The organism is Marinobacter sp. (assembly GCF_048269445.1).
In the GTDB taxonomy this organism is placed as follows: Bacteria; Pseudomonadota; Gammaproteobacteria; order Pseudomonadales; family Oleiphilaceae; genus Marinobacter.
The window spans coordinates 219,944-241,923 of sequence record NZ_JBLXIQ010000007.1 but is presented as its reverse complement, the minus strand read 5'-3'; the positions used below and the strand labels follow the sequence as shown (position 1 = coordinate 241,923).

At 57.3% G+C, this 21,980-nt stretch carries 21 protein-coding genes; 17 read left to right on the top strand and 4 right to left on the bottom strand.

Annotated features, from left to right (window positions below; translation table 11 throughout):
* Positions 1 to 45: 45 nt before the first annotated feature.
* The 17 genes from ACN0XM_RS16005 (at position 46) to ACN0XM_RS15925 (ending at position 18,758) form a co-directional block, all read left to right on the top strand.
* Positions 46 to 513, top strand: coding sequence for a TlpA family protein disulfide reductase (locus tag ACN0XM_RS16005; RefSeq protein ID WP_417567936.1), 468 nt, complete (start codon positions 46 to 48; stop codon positions 511 to 513).
* 46 nt (positions 514 to 559) lie between these two features.
* Positions 560 to 4,042: a DNA polymerase III subunit alpha gene (gene dnaE, locus ACN0XM_RS16000; protein ID WP_417567935.1), complete on the top strand. Its 3,483-nt coding sequence runs from the start codon at positions 560 to 562 to the stop codon at positions 4,040 to 4,042.
* A 140-nt stretch (positions 4,043 to 4,182) separates the two neighbouring features.
* Positions 4,183 to 5,136, top strand: a complete 954-nt coding sequence (gene accA, locus ACN0XM_RS15995) for an acetyl-CoA carboxylase carboxyl transferase subunit alpha (protein ID WP_417567934.1) — start codon at positions 4,183 to 4,185, stop codon at positions 5,134 to 5,136.
* Positions 5,102 to 6,475, top strand: a complete 1,374-nt coding sequence (gene tilS / locus ACN0XM_RS15990; protein ID WP_417567933.1) for a tRNA lysidine(34) synthetase TilS — start codon at positions 5,102 to 5,104, stop codon at positions 6,473 to 6,475. Before accA ends, tilS begins: the two co-directional genes overlap by 35 nt.
* An 87-nt stretch (positions 6,476 to 6,562) precedes the next feature.
* Positions 6,563 to 8,191 (top strand): CTP synthase, encoded by a 1,629-nt coding sequence (locus ACN0XM_RS15985; RefSeq protein ID WP_417567932.1) that lies wholly within the window; start codon positions 6,563 to 6,565, stop codon positions 8,189 to 8,191.
* A 2-nt stretch (positions 8,192 to 8,193) separates the two neighbouring features.
* Positions 8,194 to 9,039, top strand: coding sequence for a 3-deoxy-8-phosphooctulonate synthase (kdsA, locus tag ACN0XM_RS15980; RefSeq protein WP_417567931.1), 846 nt, complete (start codon positions 8,194 to 8,196; stop codon positions 9,037 to 9,039).
* 200 nt (positions 9,040 to 9,239) lie between these two features.
* On the top strand, positions 9,240 to 10,535 hold the full coding sequence (gene eno / locus ACN0XM_RS15975) for a phosphopyruvate hydratase (protein WP_417567930.1): 1,296 nt from the start codon (positions 9,240 to 9,242) through the stop codon (positions 10,533 to 10,535).
* A gap of 205 nt (positions 10,536 to 10,740) precedes the next feature.
* Positions 10,741 to 11,013, top strand: coding sequence for a septum formation initiator family protein (locus tag ACN0XM_RS15970; protein ID WP_417567929.1), 273 nt, complete (start codon positions 10,741 to 10,743; stop codon positions 11,011 to 11,013).
* Between the two features lie 6 nt (positions 11,014 to 11,019).
* Positions 11,020 to 11,721: a 2-C-methyl-D-erythritol 4-phosphate cytidylyltransferase gene (gene ispD, locus ACN0XM_RS15965; RefSeq protein ID WP_417567928.1), complete on the top strand. Its 702-nt coding sequence runs from the start codon at positions 11,020 to 11,022 to the stop codon at positions 11,719 to 11,721.
* Positions 11,722 to 11,746: 25 nt separating this feature from the next.
* A complete protein-coding gene (gene ispF / locus ACN0XM_RS15960) occupies positions 11,747 to 12,226 on the top strand; it encodes a 2-C-methyl-D-erythritol 2,4-cyclodiphosphate synthase (protein ID WP_417567927.1) in 480 nt (159 codons plus the stop codon).
* Entirely contained in the window at positions 12,223 to 13,272 is a 1,050-nt protein-coding gene (gene truD / locus ACN0XM_RS15955) for a tRNA pseudouridine(13) synthase TruD (protein WP_417567926.1), read from the top strand. Before ispF ends, truD begins: the two co-directional genes overlap by 4 nt.
* A gap of 11 nt (positions 13,273 to 13,283) precedes the next feature.
* Entirely contained in the window at positions 13,284 to 14,042 is a 759-nt protein-coding gene (gene surE / locus ACN0XM_RS15950; protein WP_417567925.1) for a 5'/3'-nucleotidase SurE, read from the top strand.
* The gene (locus ACN0XM_RS15945; protein WP_417567924.1) at positions 14,039 to 14,695 is read left to right on the top strand and encodes a protein-L-isoaspartate(D-aspartate) O-methyltransferase; all 657 of its coding nucleotides are present in this window, start codon (positions 14,039 to 14,041) and stop codon (positions 14,693 to 14,695) included. Before surE ends, ACN0XM_RS15945 begins: the two co-directional genes overlap by 4 nt.
* Before the next feature lie 2 nt (positions 14,696 to 14,697).
* Positions 14,698 to 15,681: a DUF368 domain-containing protein gene (locus ACN0XM_RS15940; RefSeq protein WP_417567923.1), complete on the top strand. Its 984-nt coding sequence runs from the start codon at positions 14,698 to 14,700 to the stop codon at positions 15,679 to 15,681.
* Positions 15,682 to 15,891: 210 nt separating this feature from the next.
* Entirely contained in the window at positions 15,892 to 16,782 is an 891-nt protein-coding gene (locus ACN0XM_RS15935) for a peptidoglycan DD-metalloendopeptidase family protein (protein WP_417567963.1), read from the top strand.
* 201 nt (positions 16,783 to 16,983) lie between these two features.
* Positions 16,984 to 17,979 carry an RNA polymerase sigma factor RpoS gene (gene rpoS / locus ACN0XM_RS15930; protein ID WP_417567922.1) on the top strand — a complete coding sequence of 332 codons (996 nt, stop codon included), beginning with the start codon at positions 16,984 to 16,986 and terminating at the stop codon, positions 17,977 to 17,979.
* A gap of 203 nt (positions 17,980 to 18,182) precedes the next feature.
* Positions 18,183 to 18,758: a chalcone isomerase family protein gene (locus ACN0XM_RS15925; protein ID WP_417567921.1), complete on the top strand. Its 576-nt coding sequence runs from the start codon at positions 18,183 to 18,185 to the stop codon at positions 18,756 to 18,758.
* 77 nt (positions 18,759 to 18,835) lie between these two features.
* On the opposite strand, the gene nth is transcribed toward ACN0XM_RS15925, so the two are convergent.
* From nth to rsxD, 4 genes are read right to left on the bottom strand one after another with little or no spacing between them, the layout of a single operon-like run.
* The gene (gene nth / locus ACN0XM_RS15920) at positions 18,836 to 19,474 is read right to left on the bottom strand and encodes an endonuclease III (protein WP_417567920.1); all 639 of its coding nucleotides are present in this window, start codon (positions 19,472 to 19,474) and stop codon (positions 18,836 to 18,838) included.
* Between the two features lie 26 nt (positions 19,475 to 19,500).
* Positions 19,501 to 20,217: an electron transport complex subunit E gene (locus ACN0XM_RS15915; protein ID WP_417567919.1), complete on the bottom strand. Its 717-nt coding sequence runs from the start codon at positions 20,215 to 20,217 to the stop codon at positions 19,501 to 19,503.
* A 2-nt stretch (positions 20,218 to 20,219) separates the two neighbouring features.
* Positions 20,220 to 20,921: an electron transport complex subunit RsxG gene (gene rsxG, locus ACN0XM_RS15910; RefSeq protein ID WP_417567918.1), complete on the bottom strand. Its 702-nt coding sequence runs from the start codon at positions 20,919 to 20,921 to the stop codon at positions 20,220 to 20,222.
* A 3-nt stretch (positions 20,922 to 20,924) separates the two neighbouring features.
* Positions 20,925 to 21,974, bottom strand: a complete 1,050-nt coding sequence (gene rsxD, locus ACN0XM_RS15905; protein WP_417567917.1) for an electron transport complex subunit RsxD — start codon at positions 21,972 to 21,974, stop codon at positions 20,925 to 20,927.
* Positions 21,975 to 21,980: the final 6 nt, after the last annotated feature.

Sequence of the window (21,980 nt, the reverse complement as noted above, 5' to 3'; positions counted from 1 at the left end):
GATACCATGATTTCCGTGGCCGGTAGTCTAACAGGAGGTTTTCCAGTGCAGTACCCTGATTCGCTGCGTGTACGTGCGCGGCTCGCCGCTGCCGGACTTTTGCTGATGTTTGTGGCTCTGGCGGGTTGCCAGAAAATTGAACTGGAGCGGGCCGGCGGCACAAAAATGAACTGGGATGCCTTGCGTGGCCAATGGGTGCTGGTGAACTACTGGGCGGAATGGTGCAAGCCCTGCCTGGAAGAAATCCCCGAGTTGAACGAGCTGGACAAAGCGCCCGATATCACCGTTCTCGGTGTTAATTTCGACGGCATACAGGGAGGCGCGCTGGTGGAGCTGGGTGATCGGATGGGTATCGGTTTTACCATGCTGGCGAAAGATCCGGGTCCCGGGTTTGGCTGGAAGTTACCCTTGGCTCTGCCGGCCACATTCGTCGTTAACCCGGACGGCGACCTGGTTGAAGCCCGTTTTGGTCCGCAGACTGAAAAAGACATCCGGGCCCTGATTGACGGCTGAAGGCTGTTGCCCTAATCGAATTTTACAGCAGGAATAACCTGACGTTATGTCGCAGACTTTTGTACACCTTCGTGTCCATTCCGAGTACTCCATGGTGGATGGCCTGGTACGGGTTAAGCCGCTGATCAACCGTGTTGCCGAACTGGGCATGCCAGCGGTGGGACTAACCGAACAATCCAACATGTGCTCGCTGGTGCGCTTCTACAAGGCGGCCATGGGGGCGGGCGTCAAGCCCATTATTGGAGCTGATCTCTGGCTTGAAAACCCGGATGAGCCGGAAAATCCGTTTCGGGTGACACTGCTGGCCCGGGACAACGACGGTTACCTGAACCTCACTGAGATTATTTCCCTGGGTTACACCGAAGGCCAGCGTTTCGGCAAACCAATCATTCAACGCAAATGGCTCGAGGCCCGGCCGAAAGGACTTATTGCGCTTTCCGGTGGCAAAATGGGGGATGTCGGTAAAGCCCTGCTGGCGGGCAAGCCGGAGTTGGCCCGTGAACGCGCGAGCTACTGGGTGGCGCTGTATCCGGAAAGCTATTACCTGGAACTGCAGCGCACCGGGCGCCCCGGGGACGAAGACTGCCTGCACCTGAGTGTTGAGCTGGCCCAGGCATTGGGCCTGCCAGTGGTGGCCACTAACGATGTCCACTTCCTGGATGCGGATGATTTCGAGGCCCACGAAGCCCGGGTGTGTATAGGCGAGAGCCGAACCCTGGATGACCCCCGTCGTGACCGCCGCTTCAGTGACCAGCAGTACCTGCGCAGTGCCGATGAGATGATCGAGCTGTTCAGCGATATCCCGGAAGCTATCGAAAACACGGTGGAGATCGCCCGCCGCTGTTCGGTCAAGGTGCGCATGGGTGAATACTTCCTGCCGAACTACCCGATTCCCGACGGGATGACCATGGACGAATACTTCCGCAAGGTATCGGAAGATGGCCTGGAAGAGCGACTTGCGAAGACCCTGAGCAAAGATGACCCCGAATACGATGCCAAGCGCGAGGCCTATTACACGCGTCTGAATTTCGAACTCGACATCATCATCCAGATGGGTTTCCCGGGCTACTTCCTGATTGTGATGGACTTTATCAAGTGGGCCAAGAACAACGGCGTGCCGGTTGGTCCAGGGCGGGGCTCCGGTGCCGGTTCCCTGGTCGCCTACGCCCAGCTGATTACCGATCTGGACCCGCTGGAATACGACCTGCTGTTCGAGCGGTTCCTGAACCCGGAGCGGGTTTCCATGCCCGACTTTGATGTCGACTTCTGCATGGAAGGTCGGGACCGGGTGATTGCCTATGTGGCCGAAAAATACGGCCGCGAGGCGGTCTCCCAGATCATCACCTTCGGTACCATGGCGGCGAAGGCAGTGGTGCGTGACGTTGCCCGGGTGCAGGGCAAGTCCTACGGCCTGGCCGACAAACTCTCCAAGATGATTCCCTTTGAACCGGGAATGACCCTCGAGAAGGCCCTGATTCAGGAGCCCCAGCTCAAGGACTTTCTGGATCAGGACGAAGAGGCCCAGGAAATCTGGGAAATGGCCCTGAAGCTTGAAGGTGTCTGCCGGAACGCTGGCAAACACGCGGGCGGCGTGGTCATTGCCCCCACCAAGATCACCGATTTCTCGCCGTTGTATTGCGACGACGAGGGCGGAAGCCTGGTTACCCAGTTCGATAAAGGCGACGTTGAAGACGCCGGCCTCGTAAAGTTCGACTTTTTGGGGCTGCGGACGCTGACGATCATCGACTGGGCCCTGAAGATGATCAATCCCCGCCGGGAAAAACGGGGATTATCGGCACTGGATATCAACGAGATTCCCCTGGCCGATGTGCCCTCGTTCGACATGCTGAAAAAAGCCGAAACCACAGCGGTTTTCCAGCTCGAATCCCGGGGCATGAAAGATCTGATTCGCCGCCTCCAGCCGGATTCCCTGGAAGACATGATTGCCCTGGTGGCCCTGTTCCGGCCCGGTCCGCTGCAGTCGGGCATGGTGGATGACTTTATCGACCGGAAGCACGGCCGGCAGCCGATGTCGTTCCCGCACCCGGATTATCAGTACGAGGGCCTGAAACCGGTCCTGGAACCGACCTATGGGGTCATCCTGTACCAGGAGCAGGTCATGCAGATCGCCCAGGTAATGGCTGGCTACACTCTCGGTAACGCCGACATGCTGCGCCGCGCCATGGGCAAGAAGAAGCCCGAGGAAATGGCCAAACAGAAGCAGTTTTTTCTGGACGGCTGTGAGCAGAATGGCATCAACAAGACCCTCGCGGAAAACATCTTCGATCTGGTAGAAAAGTTCGCCGGTTACGGTTTCAATAAATCTCACTCGGCCGCTTACGCCCTGGTGTCCTACCAGACCTTGTGGCTGAAGGCCCATTACCCGGCGGAGTTCATGGCTGCGGTACTCACCGCGGATATGCAGAACACCGACAAGGTGGTCACCCTGGTCGAAGAGTGCCGGAACATGAAGCTGGATCTTCTGGTGCCTGATGTCAGTCGCTCGGAATATACCTTCACGGTTAACGATGAGGGCCAGATCGTCTATGGTCTCGGAGCCATCAAGGGGTTGGGTGAGGGACCGATCCAGAGCATTGTGGAAGGACGCGGGGATGGCGAGCCGTACCGGGATATTTTCGATTTCTGTCGGCGGGTAGACCTGAAAAAAGTCAACAAACGCGCCATGGAGGCTCTGATCCGTTGCGGCGCGATGGACAAACTCGGTGCTGGCCGGGCCCAGCTGATGGCAAGCATTGAGAAGGCCGTGCAACAGGCCGGTCAGCAATCCCGCAACGAATCCGTTGGCATGACCGATATGTTCGGTGAAATGCTGGAGGCGGGCGAGGGCGGGGATCCCTATGAGGATGTCGCCGGAGTTCGCGAATGGCCCGAAAAACAGCGGCTCAAGGGCGAGAAGGATACCCTTGGCCTATACCTGACCGGGCATCCGTTTGATGAGTATGAAAAAGAGGTGCGTCGGTTTGTAAGGTCATCCATTGCCGACCTGAAGCCCAATAAATCGCCTCAGCGCGTTGCCGGGCTCGTAGTGGCCCAGCGAACCATGAAAACCCGCACCGGTTCCACCATGTGTTTTATTACACTGGACGACCGGAGTGCCCGGATAGAAGCTACCCTATTCTCAGAAGCGTTTTTTGAGAATCGGGAGCTGCTGCAATCCGATCAGGTGATTGTGGTTGAAGGGCAGGTAAGCCACGATGATTACTCCGGCCAGATGAAGATGCGAGTGAGTTCGGTAATGGATGTGGCGACAGCGCGGCAGCAGTTCAGTCGCGGACTTAAGCTGAACCTCCATGCTGATCAGTTGCAGAATGGCTTGCTGGAGAAGCTCGATAAGACGTTGCGGCCGTTCCGTTGCGACGGAAGCCCGGTGTGGATCGAGTACAGCAGTCCGGATGCGTCAACCCGGATTGAGCTGGGTGAGTCCTGGCGGGTCCAGCCGGACGATAACCTGTTGCTGGAACTCCGGTACCTCGTAGGCGACCAGTCGGTAGAACTGGTCTATGATTGAGTGAGCCCGAAAATTAAAACTATGTCAGATTGCGGACTTATACCAAGGTCCGCTTTAGCCCTTGGCAGGGCGCTGCTATCTTTGTTTCAAATTCTGGTTTGGCGGAGCGTTGTCCCGCCTGGCAAAAATGACGGACCATCATGAACCCTAATTATCTGGATTTCGAACAGCCAATTGCCGACCTGGAAGCCAAGATTGAAGAGCTTCGCATGGTCGGCAACGACACAGACATCAATATCTCCGATGAAATTACCCGGTTGAAGAAGAAAAGCGTCAGCCTGACGGAGAGTATTTTCTCTAATCTTCAGCCCTGGGATGTCGCCCGTCTGGCCCGGCATCCGCGCAGGCCATACACCCTTGATTACATCGAATCGATGTTCGAGGATTTTGATGAACTGCACGGTGACCGTCGTTACGCCGACGACTTGGCCATTGTGGGCGGCACCGCCCGGCTCGATGACAAGCCGGTGATGGTCATTGGCCATCAGAAGGGTCGGGAGGTCCGTGACAAGGTCAAGCGCAATTTCGGCATGCCCCGTCCTGAGGGCTACCGTAAGGCCTTGCGCCTGATGGAAATGGCCGAGCGGTTCAGAATGCCAATCCTGACCTTTATCGATACACCGGGGGCCTACCCGGGCATCGGTGCCGAGGAGCGGGGCCAGAGTGAGGCCATTGCATTCAACCTGGCGGTCATGTCGCGCCTGAAAACGCCCATCATTTCCACGGTGATTGGTGAGGGTGGTTCCGGTGGGGCGCTGGCCATAGGCGTTTGTGATCAGCTGAACATGCTCCAATATTCCACTTACGCGGTTATTTCTCCGGAAGGTTGTGCCTCGATTCTCTGGAAGAGCGCAGAGTATGCTGCCCAGGCCGCAGAGGCCATGGGTGTTACCGCCGACCGTCTGAAGCACCTTGGGCTGGCGGACAACGTTATCACTGAGCCCTTGGGCGGTGCGCATCGCAATCCTGAGAAAATGTCAGAGTCTCTCAAGGAAGTCCTTGCAAAGGGAGTCGCTGAACTCAGTCGCCTGCCCCTGGATGAGTTGGTATCGCGCCGCTATGAGCGGCTTACCCGCTATGACACCGGGCGCTGAGCCCGACTCCGGATTCTGCTGGCCGGAGGCCCTGAGTGCCCCGGTCAGAAATCTCTCTGATTTTTCCCGCCTGTGGGTCGCCTTGAGTGGCGGCCTGGACTCGACCCTGTTGTTGCATGTTGCAGCCCACTTTCACGGCGCTGCAGGAACCGTCAACGCAGTCCATATCAATCACCAGTTGCAGTCGAATGCTTCGGAAACCGAGGCGTTCTGCCGGGCGCTGTGCGCAGATCTGGAGGTGCGGCTGGTCGTCGAGCGGGTGTCTGTTGAGTCCAGTAATGATCGTGCCGGTTCCGGTGGCATTGAGGAAGCGGCCCGGAGAGCACGGTATGGGGTTCTGGAGGAGCTCATGCAGCCTGGGGACATTCTGTTGATGGCTCATCACGGCGACGATCAGGCCGAAACGGTATTGTTCAGGATGCTCAGGGGGAGTGGCGTGGCTGGACTGGCGGGCATGCCCGCCAGTCGAGTCTTGGGCGCCGGGCGCCTGGTTAGGCCATTGTTGCACCTGGAGCGGTCCGAGCTTGAGCATTGGGCGCAGGCGGCCGGACTGTCCTGGACCGACGACCCCAGCAATACCGACGAGCGCTTCGACCGGAACTTTCTCCGGCACCGCGTGCTGCCACTGGTGCGCTCCCGTTGGCCGGGGCTGAACCGCAGGCTGTGCCATACCGCTGACGCCTGCGCCGAGAGCGAAACCCTGAATCGGAAACTGGCCGCTTTGCAGTGGCAGTCTCTCGGTGGTGAGTGGGAGCGCTTGTCGACAAGTGGTCTGAAGGCACTCTCGGCGGTTGAGCAGAAGAACCTGATTCGCTGGTGGGTCCGGGAGCGTGGGTTTCAGCCGCCCTCGGTCGGAGATTGGCGGCAGAGCCTGCATGACCTGCTTTTCGCAAGAGAGGACCGGGAGCCCGAGTTGCGGGCTGAGGGCTTCAGTCTTCGACGATTTCAAGGTGACCTGTATCTCGTTATCGAGAAATTGCCATTGCCACAAGTGCCGATGGCTCTTGAACCCGGACCGTCTCGGCGCTGGGGCGAGTGGTCCCTGAAGCTGGAGCCGGTCGCTAACCCGAAAAGCTTGCCGCCGCCAATACGGATATTTACGAGGCAGGGCGGAGAGCGCATTCGCTTTCACCCTGACGGCCCTTCCAGATCTCTCAAGAAATGGCTTCAGGAGCTCAGGGTTCCACCCTGGGAGAGAGCCCGTCTGCCGTTGGTTTTTGCAGGCTCTGACGGGGCAGCGGAGCTCATTGCCGTTGGTGATTTGTGGCGTTCTGAACAATACTCGGGAGGCGCCCATGCCGCCGGTTGGCGGCTGGTTGTTGAACGGGAATGTGATTGAGTCAGTGGGGCCTTTCTGGTAGTCTGGCGTCCCATCTTGAGATGACAATCTCCCTCCTTCACAGAACCAGACAATCATGGAATCTGCATGACGCGTTATATTTTCGTCACCGGCGGTGTCGTGTCCTCCTTGGGGAAAGGTATCGCATCCGCTTCTCTGGCTGCGATCCTCGAGGCACGCGGCCTGAAGGTCACTATTCTCAAGCTGGACCCGTACATCAACGTGGACCCCGGCACCATGAGCCCGTTTCAGCACGGTGAGGTGTTTGTCACCGAAGATGGCGCGGAAACAGACCTGGATCTGGGCCACTACGAGCGCTTCATCCGCACCCCCATGAGCAAGCGCAATAACTTCACCACCGGGCGTGTCTACGAGGAAGTTATTCGTAAGGAACGCCGCGGTGACTATCTCGGCGGTACCGTCCAGGTCATCCCCCACATCACCGACGAAATCAAGCGTCGCGTTGTGGAAGGCGCGGCCGGTGCTGATGTGGCCCTGATCGAAGTCGGTGGCACTGTGGGTGACATCGAATCGCTGCCGTTCCTTGAAGCCTGTCGTCAGTTGAAAGTGGAAGTCGGGCCCCAGCGCGCGATCTTCATGCACCTGACCCTCGTGCCTTACATCGCCACCGCTGGTGAGATCAAGACCAAGCCAACCCAGCACTCCGTCAAGGAAATGCGCTCCATAGGCCTGCAGCCGGATATTCTGTTGTGCCGTTCCGAGCATGAGGTAGACGTAAGCTCCCGGCGCAAGATTGCCCTGTTCACCAACGTGGAAGAGCGCGCGGTTATTCCGTTGCAGGATGCCAAGTCCATTTACGCCATTCCGCGCATGCTCTACGAACATGGCCTGGACCAGCTGGTGATTGAACGCTTCAATCTCGATGCCCGCCCGGCGGACCTGAGTGAGTGGGACGAGGTGGTGGAATCCCTGATGAACCCGCAGCATGAAGTGACCATTGCCATGGTTGGCAAGTACATGGAGCTTCTGGATGCCTACAAGTCCCTGATTGAATCCCTGCTGCACGCTGGCATCAAGACCCGCACCAAGGTCAATATCAATTACATCGATTCCGAGGACATTGAACGTGACGGCACCGGTGTGCTGGAAAATGCCGACGCCATCCTGGTGCCCGGTGGTTTCGGCGAACGCGGGGTCGAAGGCAAGATCCGAACGGTTCAGTATGCCCGCGAGAATAAGGTTCCATATCTGGGCATCTGTCTGGGCATGCAGGTAGCGGTTATTGAATACGCTCGTAATGTGGCCGGCCTGAAGGACGCCCACAGTACCGAATTCCGCGAGCACACCCCGGAACCGGTAGTCGGCCTGATTACCGAGTGGCTGGACGCCACCGGTGAGCGTGAAGAGCGGACTGAAGAGTCGGACCTTGGCGGTACCATGCGCCTGGGCGCGCAGGACTGTGTGCTGAGTGATAATTCAACCATTGCCAGCTGTTATGGCAAGAAGACCATCCGTGAACGCCACCGTCATCGTTATGAAGTGAACAACCATTTCCTGTCGAGGCTGGAAGAGGCTGGTCTTAAAATCGCGGGCCGGTCTACCGACGGCAGGCTGGTGGAAGTGGTCGAGGCGCCGGATCATCCGTGGTTCGTCGCCTGTCAGTTCCACCCGGAATTCACCTCCACGCCCCGCGACGGCCACCCGCTGTTCAAGGGCTTTATTGAGGCAGCACTGGCCAACAAGAAAGGATCCTGAGTATGGCGCAGAGCAACGTAAACGTTTCGGGAATCGAGGTCGCCAACGACAAGCCGTTTGTGCTGTTCGGAGGCATGAACGTCCTTGAGTCTCCGGAAGTGGCCATGGAAGTGGCGCAGGCTTATGTTGAAGCTACCGGCAAACTCGGTATTCCCTACGTTTTCAAGGCGTCTTTCGACAAGGCCAACCGGTCTTCAGTGCACTCCTTCCGGGGCCCCGGCCTTGAGAAGGGGCTGCAGATCCTGGCGGACATCAAGAGCAAGTTCGGTGTTCCCATTATCTCCGACGTCCACGAGCCGGCACAGGCCGCACCCGCAGCGGAGGTATGTGACATCATCCAGCTGCCTGCCTTCCTGAGCCGGCAGACTGATCTCGTGGTTGCGATGGCCGAAACCGGTGCGGTTATCAACATCAAGAAAGCCCAGTTCCTGGCGCCCCAGGAAATGAAGCACATTATTAAAAAGTGCGAGGAAGCCGGCAACGACAAGGTGATCCTGTGTGAGCGGGGGAGCAGCTTCGGTTACAACAACCTGGTCGTCGATATGCTGGGCTTTGGCATCATGAAAGCCATGAATGTTCCGGTGATGTTTGATGTGACTCATTCGCTGCAAATGCCGGGTGGTCGCGCCGATTCTGCCGGTGGCCGTCGTGCGCAGGTGACAGATCTCGCGCTAGCCGGAATGTCTCAGGGCCTGGCGGGTTTGTTTCTGGAGGCTCATCCCGATCCGGACCGGGCCAAGTGTGACGGTCCCTGCGCCCTTCGCCTCAGCCAACTGGAGCCTTTCCTGCAGCGGGTGAAAGCTGTGGATGATCTGGTAAAAAGCTTTAAACCTATCGACACCGCCTGACTGGCGGTGTCTGTTTTATATGGGAGTACGAGCAGGTGGGGGATGGCTTTCCGAAACACGCTCCTTGCGGCACATCCATGTGACGCTTGGGCTCCGCCATCCATGGCTCCGCACAGTTTCGGAAAGCCATCCCCCACCTGCTCTATGCCCAACTTCGGATTAGAACCGTTTAGACATCGAAAATTTGGAGAATCATTCGAATGACCAAAATTGCCAACATCAAAGGCCGTGAAGTTCTGGATTCCCGCGGTAACCCTACTGTAGAAGCAGACGTTATCCTTGAAGACGGAACTGTGGGTAGTGCCTGCGCGCCGTCCGGTGCTTCTACCGGTTCCCGAGAAGCTCTGGAGCTGCGTGACGGAGACGCCTCCCGTTACCTTGGCAAAGGTGTTCTGAAGGCGGTTGAGGCCGTAAACACCAGGATTCGTGAAGCCCTCATCGGTAGAGACGCCGCCGATCAGCGTGGTCTGGACAACATCATGCTTGAGCTGGACGGCACTGAGAACAAGGCCAACCTTGGTGCCAACGCCATTCTGGCGGTTTCCCTGGCGGCTGCGAAAGCGGCGGCGATTTCGTTGGGTAAGCCGTTGTATGAGCACATTGCAGATATCAACGGTACCTCCGGCAAGTTTTCCATGCCGGTACCGATGATGAACATTCTGAACGGTGGCGAGCACGCTGATAACAACGTCGATATCCAGGAGTTCATGGTTCAGCCCGTTGCGGCCAAGACCTTTTCTGAAGCGCTGCGTATCGGTGCCGAGATTTTCCACAGTCTGAAGAAAGTGCTTAAGGCCCAGGGCCTGAATACCGCGGTGGGTGACGAGGGTGGTTTTGCTCCGAACCTGCCGTCTAACGAAGCGGCGCTGGCGGTGATTCAGGAAGCGGTTGAGAAGGCCGGTTACAAGCTGGGTACCGACGTGACTCTGGCTCTGGATTGCGCCTCCTCTGAATTCTACAAGGACGGCCAGTATCAGCTTTCCGGTGAAGGCAAGAGCTTTGACTCCGAAGGCTTTGCCGATTACCTGGCAGGATTGTGCGAGCGTTACCCTATCGTGTCTATCGAAGATGGCATGGATGAGAGCGACTGGGACGGCTGGAAGGTTCTGACCGACAAACTCGGCAGCAAGGTTCAACTGGTCGGTGACGACCTGTTCGTAACCAACACCAAGATCTTGAAGCAGGGTATCGACAAAGGTGTTGGCAACTCCATTCTGATCAAGTTCAACCAGATTGGCAGCCTGAGCGAAACCCTGGATGCCATCAAGATGGCCCAGGATGCCGGCTTTACCGCGGTAATTTCGCATCGTTCCGGGGAGACGGAGGACACCACCATTGCCGATCTGGCGGTAGCAACCTGTGCGGGCCAGATCAAGACCGGCTCCCTGTGCCGCTCGGATCGTGTTGCCAAGTACAACCAGTTGCTGCGTATTGAAGAAGTGCTGGACGGCAAGGCGCCTTATCGAGGTCTGAGCGAGATCAAAGGGCAGGGTTGATCGCCTGACTCGAACTGTCAGGGCAGGAAGCCCGACCGGTTTACAGTAAAAGAGTGTTAAGGCCATCGTGTTCTGGACGAAAGTTTAAGCACGATGGCCTTTTTGCACAGTCGGTTAGAAGTATTTGTTGCTAATCTACTCTAAGGTCTATACTCAACGTCCAGCGTTGTAAATTTGATTGGTTAATATTTAAACGGATTTGGCAATGAAGTTGCTTTGGGGCCTTATGATTGTTGTGATTCTCCTGCTTCAGGTTCGCCTGTGGGTCGGGGAGGGCAGCTTTGCGCAGGTTTGGGCGCTGGAGACCTCTATTGCCGAGCAACGTGAAGAAAATGCCGAGCTGGCTATCCGCAATGAACGCCTTTACGCTGAAGTGCGGAACCTTCGTAATGAGCAGGGCGCCGTTGAAGAACGTGCCAGGGTGAACCTCGGCCTGATTAGGGAAGACGAGACCTTTTTCCTCGTTGTTGAAAACTGATTGTCTATGACTGCACCGAGACTTTGGCTGATTGTCCCTGCCGCCGGCATTGGCCAGCGCATGCAGGCGGATCATCCAAAGCAGTATCTCCGGATTGGCCAGAGTTATATTCTGGATATCACCCTTTCCCGTCTGATGGGTTCTGCCCCTTTTGCCGGCTGCATGGTGCCACTTCACCCCGCGGATCACTGGTGGCCGGAAACGGAGGCCAGCCAGGACAGCCGTATACAGACCTGTACCGGCGGTTCCGAGAGAGCCTGTTCAGTGTTGTCCGCCCTGCACGCGCTGGCAGAGCAGGTCCGGGATGACGACTGGGTTCTCGTTCACGACGCGGCCAGGCCCTGCATTCATGCCAGGGATCTTGCCACCCTGATTGACCGGCTTTACACCCACCCTGTGGGTGGTCTGCTTGCCTCACCGGTCACGGATACCCTAAAAAAGGCCGTCCAGGGCGAACTTCCTGAGGTCTATGAAACCGTCGACCGAGGCATGCTCTGGCGGGCCCTGACGCCGCAGATGTTCCGGTACCGGTTGTTGGTTGAATCTCTGGAGAGCGCCCTCGAAGCGGGCCTTCCTGTTACTGATGAGTCCTCTGCCCTGGAGTTTTCCGGTAACATGCCGGTTCTGGTTGAGGGCCGGCCTGACAACATTAAAATTACGGTTCCTGCGGATCTGGCGCTCGCAGGGTTTATCCTGAGCCGGTTCTGATTTTCCGAGTTTCCCGGAGCACACTATGCGTATTGGTCAGGGCTTTGATGTCCATGCCTTCTGTGAAGGCGACTCTGTCATTATCGGCGGTGTGAGCATTCCACACTCCCAGGGGCTGAAGGCTCACTCCGATGGCGACGTACTGCTGCACGCACTGGCTGATGCACTCCTGGGTGCCGTGGCACTCGGTGACATCGGCCATTTTTTTCCGGACACCAGTGACGAGTGGGCGGGGGCAGACAGTCGTGATCTGCTGCGCCGGGTGATGGCCCGTGTGCGTGATGAAGGGTTCAGTGTGGTCAACGTCGATACCACAGTAATCGCCCAGGCCCCGAAAATGGCGCCTCACATCGATGCCATCCGGCTGAACATTGCCGGGGATCTGGGCGTTTCCACCAGCCGTGTCAGTGTCAAGGCAACCACAACGGAAAAACTGGGTTTCACCGGGCGTGGTGAGGGCATTGCCTGTCAGGCCATTTGCCTGCTCGAAGCGGTGGATTCGTGAGCCACTGGCGGCTCGACTGGCCAACCTCAGGTGGCGCGCGCGTGGCGCAGGCCCAGCTGAAGACGGCACCCGCGGATTTCTTCGTGGACGAGGTTCTGGGGCTGACCGGAGAGCTGACCGCGTCGGCGTCAACGGCGGTCGCGGGTAGCGGCGAGCACCTCTGCCTGAGGCTGGAGAAAATCGGCGACAATACCGAATTTGTCGCCCGTGAGCTGGCGCGCCTGGTTGGTTGCCGTAGCTTTGACGTGGGCTTCTGTGGCCTGAAGGATCGCCATGCGGTCACCCGTCAGTGGTTCAGCCTCTACCGCCCGGGCCGTGAGGCTGAGGATGCAGAGCTCATTCAAGAGGTTTCCGCCCGCTGGCCGGTTGTATCCGCCTTTCGGGACGCACGGAAATTGCGTCGCGGTGACCACCGGGGTAACCGTTTTGCAATTACCCTGAGGAATGTTGGCGGGGACAGGAAGGCTATCGAAGAGGTCCTCCAGCGGTTGGCCACTGTCGGCGCTCCGAACTATTTTGGTCCCCAGCGCTTTGGCAGGGATGGCGCCAACCTCGACCGGGCTCTCCATATCGATCCCTCCGCGTTGAACCGGCGTAGCCGATCAGGCGGAAAAGGTCGAGGAGGCAAGAAGCGCGCTGGAAGCGAGGGCGCTAAAAACGTATTGTATTTTTCGGCGGCTCGCTCCTGGCTTTTCAATGAGGTGCTTGCCGCCCGCGTCCAGGACGGCAGCTGGACTGAGGTTTCTGCAACCGGCCCACTGTGGGGTGACGGAGGCACTACGGCCTCGGGTCCGCTCGAAACCCTGGAGCGCGATATAGTGGGCCGGACCCCCGGACTGGCGGATCTGTTCTCCGTCACCCGTATGAAGCCGGAGCGCAGGCCCCTGGTGGCAAGGCCGGAAGATCTTGTCTGGCACTGGCTGAGTAACGACTGTCTGGAGTTGTCATTCTTCCTTTCGCCCGGGCAATATGCCACGACGATTCTTAATGATGTTTTCGAGCTTGAGGACATGAGCCTCGGCCGACATAACGAACAACAAGGCTAGCGGAGAACACTGTGCGTATTCTGTTGTCGAATGATGACGGCGTTCATTCACCGGGGCTGATTGCCCTTTACGAGGGGTTGAAGGGGCTTGGTGACCTTGAGGTCGTGGCGCCTGACCGCGATCACAGCGGTGCCAGTAACGCGTTGACCCTGAACCGCCCCCTGACCGTAGAAGAACATCCGAATGGGTTTCGTTCGGTGGATGGAACGCCGACGGACTGTGTCCACCTGGCGGTAAACGGCCTGTTCCGGCAACCCTTTGACCGCGTGGTTTCCGGCATCAATACCCACGCCAACCTTGGCGATGACATTATCTACTCGGGTACCGTTGCCGCGGCCACCGAAGGGCGCCATCTCGGACTGCCCGCTATTGCCGTTTCGCTGGTTAACAACGGCCATTTTCATTACCAGACGGCGGCCCGGGTTGTCCGTATGCTCCTTGAGAGCGAGCGTCCCTTGGTCCTTGGGCCGCGCTCCATTCTCAATGTCAATGTCCCGGATGTGCCCTGGGAGCAGTTGGCCGGTATTCGTGTCACAAGGCTTGGGCATCGTGAACGGGCCGAAGGTGCGGTTCCGATGACCTGTCCCCGGGGCAAGGAGCGGTACTGGATCGGCGCCGCCGGAGCGGGCGGTGATGCTGGCCCCGGAACGGATTTTCATGCCGTTCGTGAAGGCTACGTGTCTGTGACGCCCGTTCACATTGACATGACACGTCATGAGGCACTTGTTCCGCTCAGGGAATGGGTGGATGCGCTGGAGGGCCACGGATGACCGCTCAGATCGAAGGCATCGGGATGACCTCCCGTCGCACCCGGATGCGGCTGGTTCAGCGTCTGAGGGAAGCCGGCATTGAATCAGACAAAGTGCTCGAGATTATGGCGGAGGTGCCCCGGCACATCTTCCTGGATGAAGCTCTTTCGCACCGGGCTTACGAAGATACATCCCTGCCGATTGGCTATGGGCAGACACTTTCCCAGCCTTACATTGTGGCTCGGATGACAGAACTGATGCTGGCTCACGGGCCCTCAAGGGTGTTGGAGCTTGGCACCGGATCTGGCTACCAGACCTCTGTACTCTCGCGCCTGTTCTCGGAAATCTACAGTGTTGAGCGCATCAAACCGCTTCAGGACCGAGCCCGGGAGCGGCTGCGACAGCTGAAGGCCAGAAATGTGTTCCTCAAGCACGCCGATGGTGGCATGGGCTGGCCCGAGCGTGGCCCGTTTGAAGGCATAATCGTGACTGCCGCACCGATTGAGATACCCGCCGAGTTACTTGCCCAGCTTGCAGACGGAGGTGTTCTAATTGCACCGGTCGGGGAGGAACGTCAGGTACTGGTGGAAGTGATTCGTCGCGGTGACCGTTTTGACCACAAGGAGCTCGAACCTGTCCGGTTTGTGCCTCTGCTCGGAGGGGTCGTCCGATAGTTATGAATAGTCTCGAGTCGAAACATACCAGTCCCGAATCTTCCAGAAGCCATCACCCAGCGGCGGTTTTTCTTCGCGGTATCGCCATGGGCGCCGCCGATATTGTGCCGGGTGTGTCCGGCGGTACCATTGCATTCATTACCGGCATCTACTTTCGATTGCTGGAAGCCATTAATGCTTTGCCCGTTGCGGTTTTCCGGCACCTGTTACGGGGCAATGTCAGGGCGTTCTGGCGCGCTTGCGACGGCACCTTTCTGGTATGCCTGCTGACGGGCATTCTCACCAGTATTGCGACGCTGGCTTCTGCCATCAGTTATGTCTTGGTGGTATACCCCATTCTCATCTGGAGCTTTTTCTTCGGCCTGATCGTTGCCTCGGTGTGGCATGTGGGCCGTCAGATTCGACACTACCGAGCAGCGCTGCTGGTGCCGCTACTGGCCGGTATTGTGGTTGCCTGGTGGATTACCACCCTGTCCGCGGGGCAGGTTTCGCCGTCTGGTCTGGCGTTCTTCGGTGCCGGGGCGCTCGCCATCTGTGCCATGATTCTTCCCGGCATTTCCGGCAGCTTTATTCTGGTCATTATCGGGATGTATGCGCCTGTCCTGGCTGCCATCAAATCATTGGACATGGGCATTTTGCTACTGTTTATGGCCGGCTGTGTGGTTGGTCTTTTATCGATTGCACGCCTGATTACCTGGGCGTTTCATCATTTTCACGACATGGTGCTGGCTTTGCTGACAGGATTCATGGTCGGCGCTCTCAACAAGGTCTGGCCCTGGAAGGAAACGCTGAGCTGGCGCACCAACAGTGCTGGCGAGCAAGTGCCGCTCCATGAGGTTAGCATCTGGCCCTGGACGTTCGCCGAACAGGCGGGGCAGGATCCCCAGGTCGCATTGGCATTGCTGATGGCACTGGCCGGTTTCGGTCTTGTTTTGCTGGTTGAGTGGATCGGCTTTCGCAGCCGGAACGCTGCTCATGCCGTGTAGTGGTGCGACGAAATTGTGCCGAAGTGTTACCTAACGCACAAAACAGGTGTTTCGGCAGGTAACAGGGATGGCCGGGTAGTAACTTGGATTCCATCGGGAAATGTGCAATATATTAGCAAGTTACTATTAAAACTTTAGGATTTGCTTCTACAGGCTGGGTGGCTTATACGGATTTTTCATAACTGGGCTGGTTTTATTCCCGTGAGATTTTTGCGTGGGTTGTTCAATGCCGTCTTTTCGGCGTCCCCGCGGTTCCCTTCCGGTGCCTGTGAATCCTCTCGCCGTTTAAAAAAAGCGCCGATTTCGTCCGGTGCCCTGTTCCCACTGATCGCATTGCTGCTGCTTTCCGGTTGTAACACCCAGGCTCTTTACCAGGATGACCTCTACAACCCTCCTGTCTATTGGGGCCGACACGTTGTCAAACCGGGCGAAACCCTCTATAGCATAGCCTGGCGGTACGGGCGGGACTATCGTGAGCTTGGTAGTGCCAACAAGATAGGCCCTCCCTGGAACCTGAAAGCCGGGCAAGTGCTGCGCCTTGATCTTCGCGGAACTGTAACCTCTGGCAGTCAGACTGGTTCAGCAAGCCGGCCTGCGGTATCAGCGTCCAGCACTCAAGGTCGGGCTCCAACCCCGAGACAGACGGCGGCTACAGCGCCGAAACCCTCGGTCACCAGGGCGCCTCGCAAGGATGCGCCGCTGGGGTCCCAGACCCAGACTGTCGCCCGCATTGAGTGGCGCTGGCCGCATATTGGCACCGTAATTGCTGGATATTCAACATCCGGAAAAGTCAATAAAGGTATTGATATCGCCGGGCAAGCCGGGGATGCTGTAAGAGCCGCAGCTACGGGAAATGTGGTATACGCTGGCAGCGGGTTGCTTGGGTACGGTAATCTCATTATCGTGAATCACAACGAGCACTATTTAAGTGCTTACGCTCACAACCGGAAGATTCTGGTGCAGGAAGGGGAGGATGTGAAAGCCGGGCAGGTGATTGCAGAGCTCGGTAGCAGTGGTGCTGAACGACCCATATTGCATTTTGAGATCCGAAAAAATGGCAATCCGGTCGACCCAGTCCATTATCTGCCACCGCGCCAGTGAACCGAGCAGTCAGCAGGCTGCCTGATCATATACCCCGGCACTGACAGAAACACCGCGTTCGCAAGAAAAACAAAAAGCGTAAAGGCCGTAACAGGCCGACCAACAAAATGTCCTGAAGAAGAAAGATGAAGACAAAAACGTCCGCAATAACAAGAAGTATCGGGCGAACATCCAGGATTATTGAGAGGCGGGGCAAGACAAATGTCAGCAGAGCAAGAAGACATCATCATGGATCGTGTGTCAGATATTGATGACTCAGAAGATCAGCTATTAGCTGAAGAAAAAGTCGACAAGGAAGTAACCGAAGAGGTTGCAGAGGTCGAAGAAGATTTTCCCACCAAGGGTCGTTATTTCACCAGCCAGAAACAGCTGGATGCCACTCAGCTTTATCTCAACGAAATCGGTTTTTCACCACTCCTGACTCCTGAAGAAGAAGTCTATTTTGCCCGCCTGGCGCGCAAGGGCGAGGAGTCCGGCCGCAAAAGGATGATTGAAAGTAACTTGCGGCTGGTGGTCAAGATTGCTCGGCGCTACGTGAACCGGGGCCTGACGCTGCTGGATCTGATTGAAGAAGGCAACCTGGGCTTGATCCGGGCCGTTGAAAAATTTGATCCTGAGCGCGGGTTCCGTTTTTCCACCTATGCAACCTGGTGGATTCGCCAGACGATTGAACGGGCTATCATGAACCAGACCCGCACCATTCGTCTGCCGATTCATGTCGTCAAGGAATTGAACCTTTACCTTCGGGCCGCAAGGGAACTGACCCAGAAGCTGGATCATGAGCCCTCGGCGGAAGAAATCGCAAAAATGGTAGACAAGCCGGTTGCGGACGTGAAACGCATGCTGGGCCTCAATGAGCGTGTCGCGTCCATGGATACGCCTATTGGCAGCGGTGGCGAGAAATCTCTGCTGGACACAGTGGCGGATGAGGGTGCGTCTGATCCGGCCGATCTCCTGCAGGACAACAACATGTGTTCCTGCCTGGGGAAATGGATCGATCAGCTTAGCGACAAGCAGCAGGAAGTGCTTTCCCGCCGTTTTGGCCTGCGTGGCTACCCGGTGAGCACACTGGAAGAAGTCGGGCAGGAAATCGGGCTGACTCGCGAGCGTGTTCGCCAGATACAGGTCGAGGCGCTCCGACGGCTCCGGGAAATCCTGGAGAAGGAAGGTCTGTCAGGAAACCTGCTGTTCAAGTAAGTCCATTGGAGTGTTCGATTGAAAAGCCGGTCCGGGTTCGCCTGACCGGCTTTTGTGTTTCAGGATCGCTGCAAATGAGAACCAGGTTGCGCCTTACCAACCAGTCTCGTTGATAGAATGCCGGGACCGGGCGGGGATAAGGGTGTCGAAACCCGGTGCACGAATGAAACACGTCAATAATAACGATCGAAAAGGAAAGGACTATGAAGAATGCTCTTACAACCGGCTTTGCCTCCCTGCTGATGACAGCCATGCTGTCTGCACCGGCCTCTGCGCTGACCGTCGAAGGTGTTGATGTCCCGGATACCTATTCGGCCATGGATACTGAACTGAAGCTCAACGGTGCAGGTACCCGTTCCAAATGGTTCATGGACCTGTACGTGGGTGGCCTATATGTACCTCAGACCATCAACGACGGTCAGGCGGTCATCAATGCAGATGAGCCACAGGCCATCACTTTGCATATCATCTCCGGGATGATCACCAGCGACCGCATGACCGAAGCAACGCTCGAGGGTTTTGAAGCATCAACCGGCGGCAATATGTCCGCTATCCAGAAGGATGTTGACCAGTTCATGGCGGTGTTCGAGGAAGAGATCACCGAGGGTGATGTGTTTGATCTGGTTTACCTTCCGGGCGAAGGCGTTAAGGTCCTCAAGAACGGTGAGCACAGGGACACTGTGGGTGGCCTGGCGTTTAAGAAAGCGTTGTTCGGGATCTGGCTCTCAGATAAGCCTGCCCAAAAGGATCTGAAGGAGAAGATGCTAGGGCAGCGTTAAGGCACTATCGCACCCTGGTAAAAGAAAGCCGGCTCTATGCCGGCTTTCTTGCAACTGTTGGCTGAGCCGGGGCTGGCTCAAAGATAGTCACGCTTTTGTTTGAATTCGCACAGATCTTCGATGATGCAGGCCCCGCATCTGGGTTTCCGGGCGGTACAGGTATAGCGCCCATGAAGAATCAGCCAGTGATGGGCGTCCAGAAGGAACTCCTTCGGAACCAGCCGCACTAACCGCTGTTCCACCTCCAGAACGTTTTTACCCGGTGCGATGCCGGTTCGGTTCGAGACGCGGAAGATATGGGTGTCCACGGCCATCGCCATGTGACCAAACGCCGTATTGAGAACCACATTCGCGGTTTTGCGACCAACTCCTGGCAGGGCCTCCAGATCTTCCCGACTTTCAGGTACCTGGCTACCGTGCTTCTCAATCAGGATGCGGCAGGTCTTGATGACGTTTTCGGCTTTGCTGTTAAAAAGACCAATGGTTTTTATGTACTCTTTGAGACCGTCAACGCCCAATGCCAGTATGGCTTCCGGAGTGTTGGCGACAGAAAACAGCCTCTCCGTTGCTTTGTTCACGCCTACGTCGGTTGCCTGGGCCGATAATATGACCGCGATCAGCAGTTCGAACGGACTGGAGTAATTCAGCTCAGTGGTCGGGTTTGGGTTGGCGTCCCGCAGTCGGTTAAAGATTTCAGTGCGTTTTAGTTTATTCATCAGCTCTCATTCAACGGCACAGGTTGTCAGGAGACGTTCCCGGTAACCCGGACTCGTTTGCTACCGGCCGCTACCGGAGCCGGCTCACTGGCTTTGCGGCGTTCTTTCAGGTGGTTGTCGATGCTGTTCTTCAGTGCAATCAGCACGCCCAGGCCAATAAAAGCGCCCGGTGGAAGGACCATGAACAGCATATCCGGGTAGTTCTCGAAGGGGCGGATGACCCAGTCAGCAGCGGCGGGACCGAGTAGCAGGTTCATGTCAACAAACAGGCTGCCCTGGCCGATGAGCTCCCGCATGCCACCCAGAACCACCAGGACGGCAAGAAATCCGGTCCCCATCATGGCGCCGTCCAGCAGGGCAGGCCCCGCCGGATTCCGAGAGGCAAAAGCGTCGGCCCGGCCGAGAATCGAGCAGTTGGTTACGATCAGCGGTATGAAAATGCCCAGTATCTGGTAGAGCTCGTAGGTGAACGCCTGCATCAACAATTCGGCGCAGGTTACGAAGGAGGCGATGATCATGACGAAAGCCGGCAGGCGCACGGATTCACTGACAAAGTTGCGAATCAGTGACACGGCAAGGTTGGAACCCATAAGCACCATCAGGGTTGCCACGCCAAGACCAATGGCATTAACAACGGTGCTGGTAACGGCCAGCAAGGGGCACAGCCCGAGAACCTGCACCAGTGCGGGATTATTGTCCCATAGACCGTCGCGGATGATTTCGCTGGAAGATTTGGTCGCCATGATCAGGAATGCTCCGTGTTGGACGATTCGCCGGCAATCGCTTCCGGTTTGAGGGCTTCGTTCCTCGGAGACGGCATCTCCTTGAGTCGCTCCCGGATAACCTGTCGATTCTCTCGATAATAGATCAGCGCTTTCTGAACAGCCTTTACCACGGCTCGCGGAGTGATCGTGGCACCGGTGAACTGGTCAAAGTCGCCGCCGTTCTTTTTTACGTTCCACTCCCGGTGGGGTGGCCGGCCCAGAGAGCGACCTTCGAAGCTTTTGATCCAGTCCGATTTCTTGGTCTCGATACGGTCACCCAGCCCTGGGGTCTCCCGGTGGTCGGTTACCCGGACGCCAAGGATGGTACCCTGCATGTCAACGCCAACCAGCAGGCGGATCTTCCCGGAGTAGCCGTCAGGCGCAACAATGGGCATGATCATTCCAATTGGCTGGCCATTCTTCCGGGCAACCCAGACTGTCAGAGGGCCGGGCTGAGCCAGGCGTTCACTGGCCGGCAGCTGTACGGTATCCCTGAGCAGATCATTGGTGTGTCGGCTTTCGGGAATGATCTCGAACAACGCCTGTGCTTCGGCTCGGGCTGCCTGCTCTTCAATTCGTTCCTCAGTGGCTACCTGAGTCACTGCAATGGTGCCACCGGTAATGATAGCGAACAAGCCGAGACCGATGGCGCTGCGGCGCATGGACTGTGCTATGGCGGCCATGGTTTACCCCTGATTGCCCGGAACACCCCGGCGAGCCTTGTGATGGCCGTAAGTCCGCGGAGGTGTGTAGTGATCGATAAATGGCACGGCGAAGTTCATCAGCAGAACGCTGAAAGCGACGGCGTCCGGATAATTGCCCCAGGTACGGATCAGGTAGATCAGAATGCCGGTTCCCGCCCCGTAAATCAGTTTACCCTGATGGCTGGTAGCCGCGGAGACGGGGTCGGTGGCGATAAAGAAGGCACCGAGCATGGTACCTCCGGCCAGTAGGTGGAGTGATACCGGCGCATACAGGTCTGCATTGTTGCCAAACGCCAGACTCATCAGGGCCAGGCCGCCCAGAAAACCGGCTGGAATATGCCAGCTGATAATGCGAAAGCCGATCAACAAGAGGCCGCCCGCAAGAAAGGCTGCATTCACCCATTCCCAGCCCTTGGCGATACCGTCACCAAAGGTCGGGTGGGCCAGTACCTCGGCCGAGGTGTGGCTGGCGATTTTGTGTTTGTATTCGTCAAGTGGCGTTGCCATGGTCCAGCCGTCTACTGCTGTTTGCTGGCCCGAGGCGATGGTTGCGAGGGTTTCGCCGAAGCCCGGAGCACCGTCCCAGAGCATGGCTGGTTCTGCCCAGTTGGTGGTCATGGCGACCGGGAACGACACCAGTACCAGCGCATAACCTACCATGGCCGGGTTGAACGGGTTGGAGCCGAGCCCGCCGTAAAGCTGCTTGGCGACAACAATGGCGGAAATGACAGCAACCATTGACACCCACCAGGGGGCAAATTGGGGTAAGGAGAGGCCAAGCAGTAAACCGGTTACCGCCGCCGAATTGTCCCGGATAACGAACGCTACCGGCTTTTTCCGGAGCCAGAGCAGCGCGGCCTCGGAAAGAACGGCGACGGCGATGCAGAAGACCACATTTATGAGGTTGCCCCAACCGAAAAACAGGGTTTGGGCAAGCAGGCCGGGCAACGCCGCAATGATCACCCACAACATCACTCGGGATATTGGCAGGGCCTTATGGGCATGGGGTGAAGACTGCTGAACAAACGCCATGTGTTT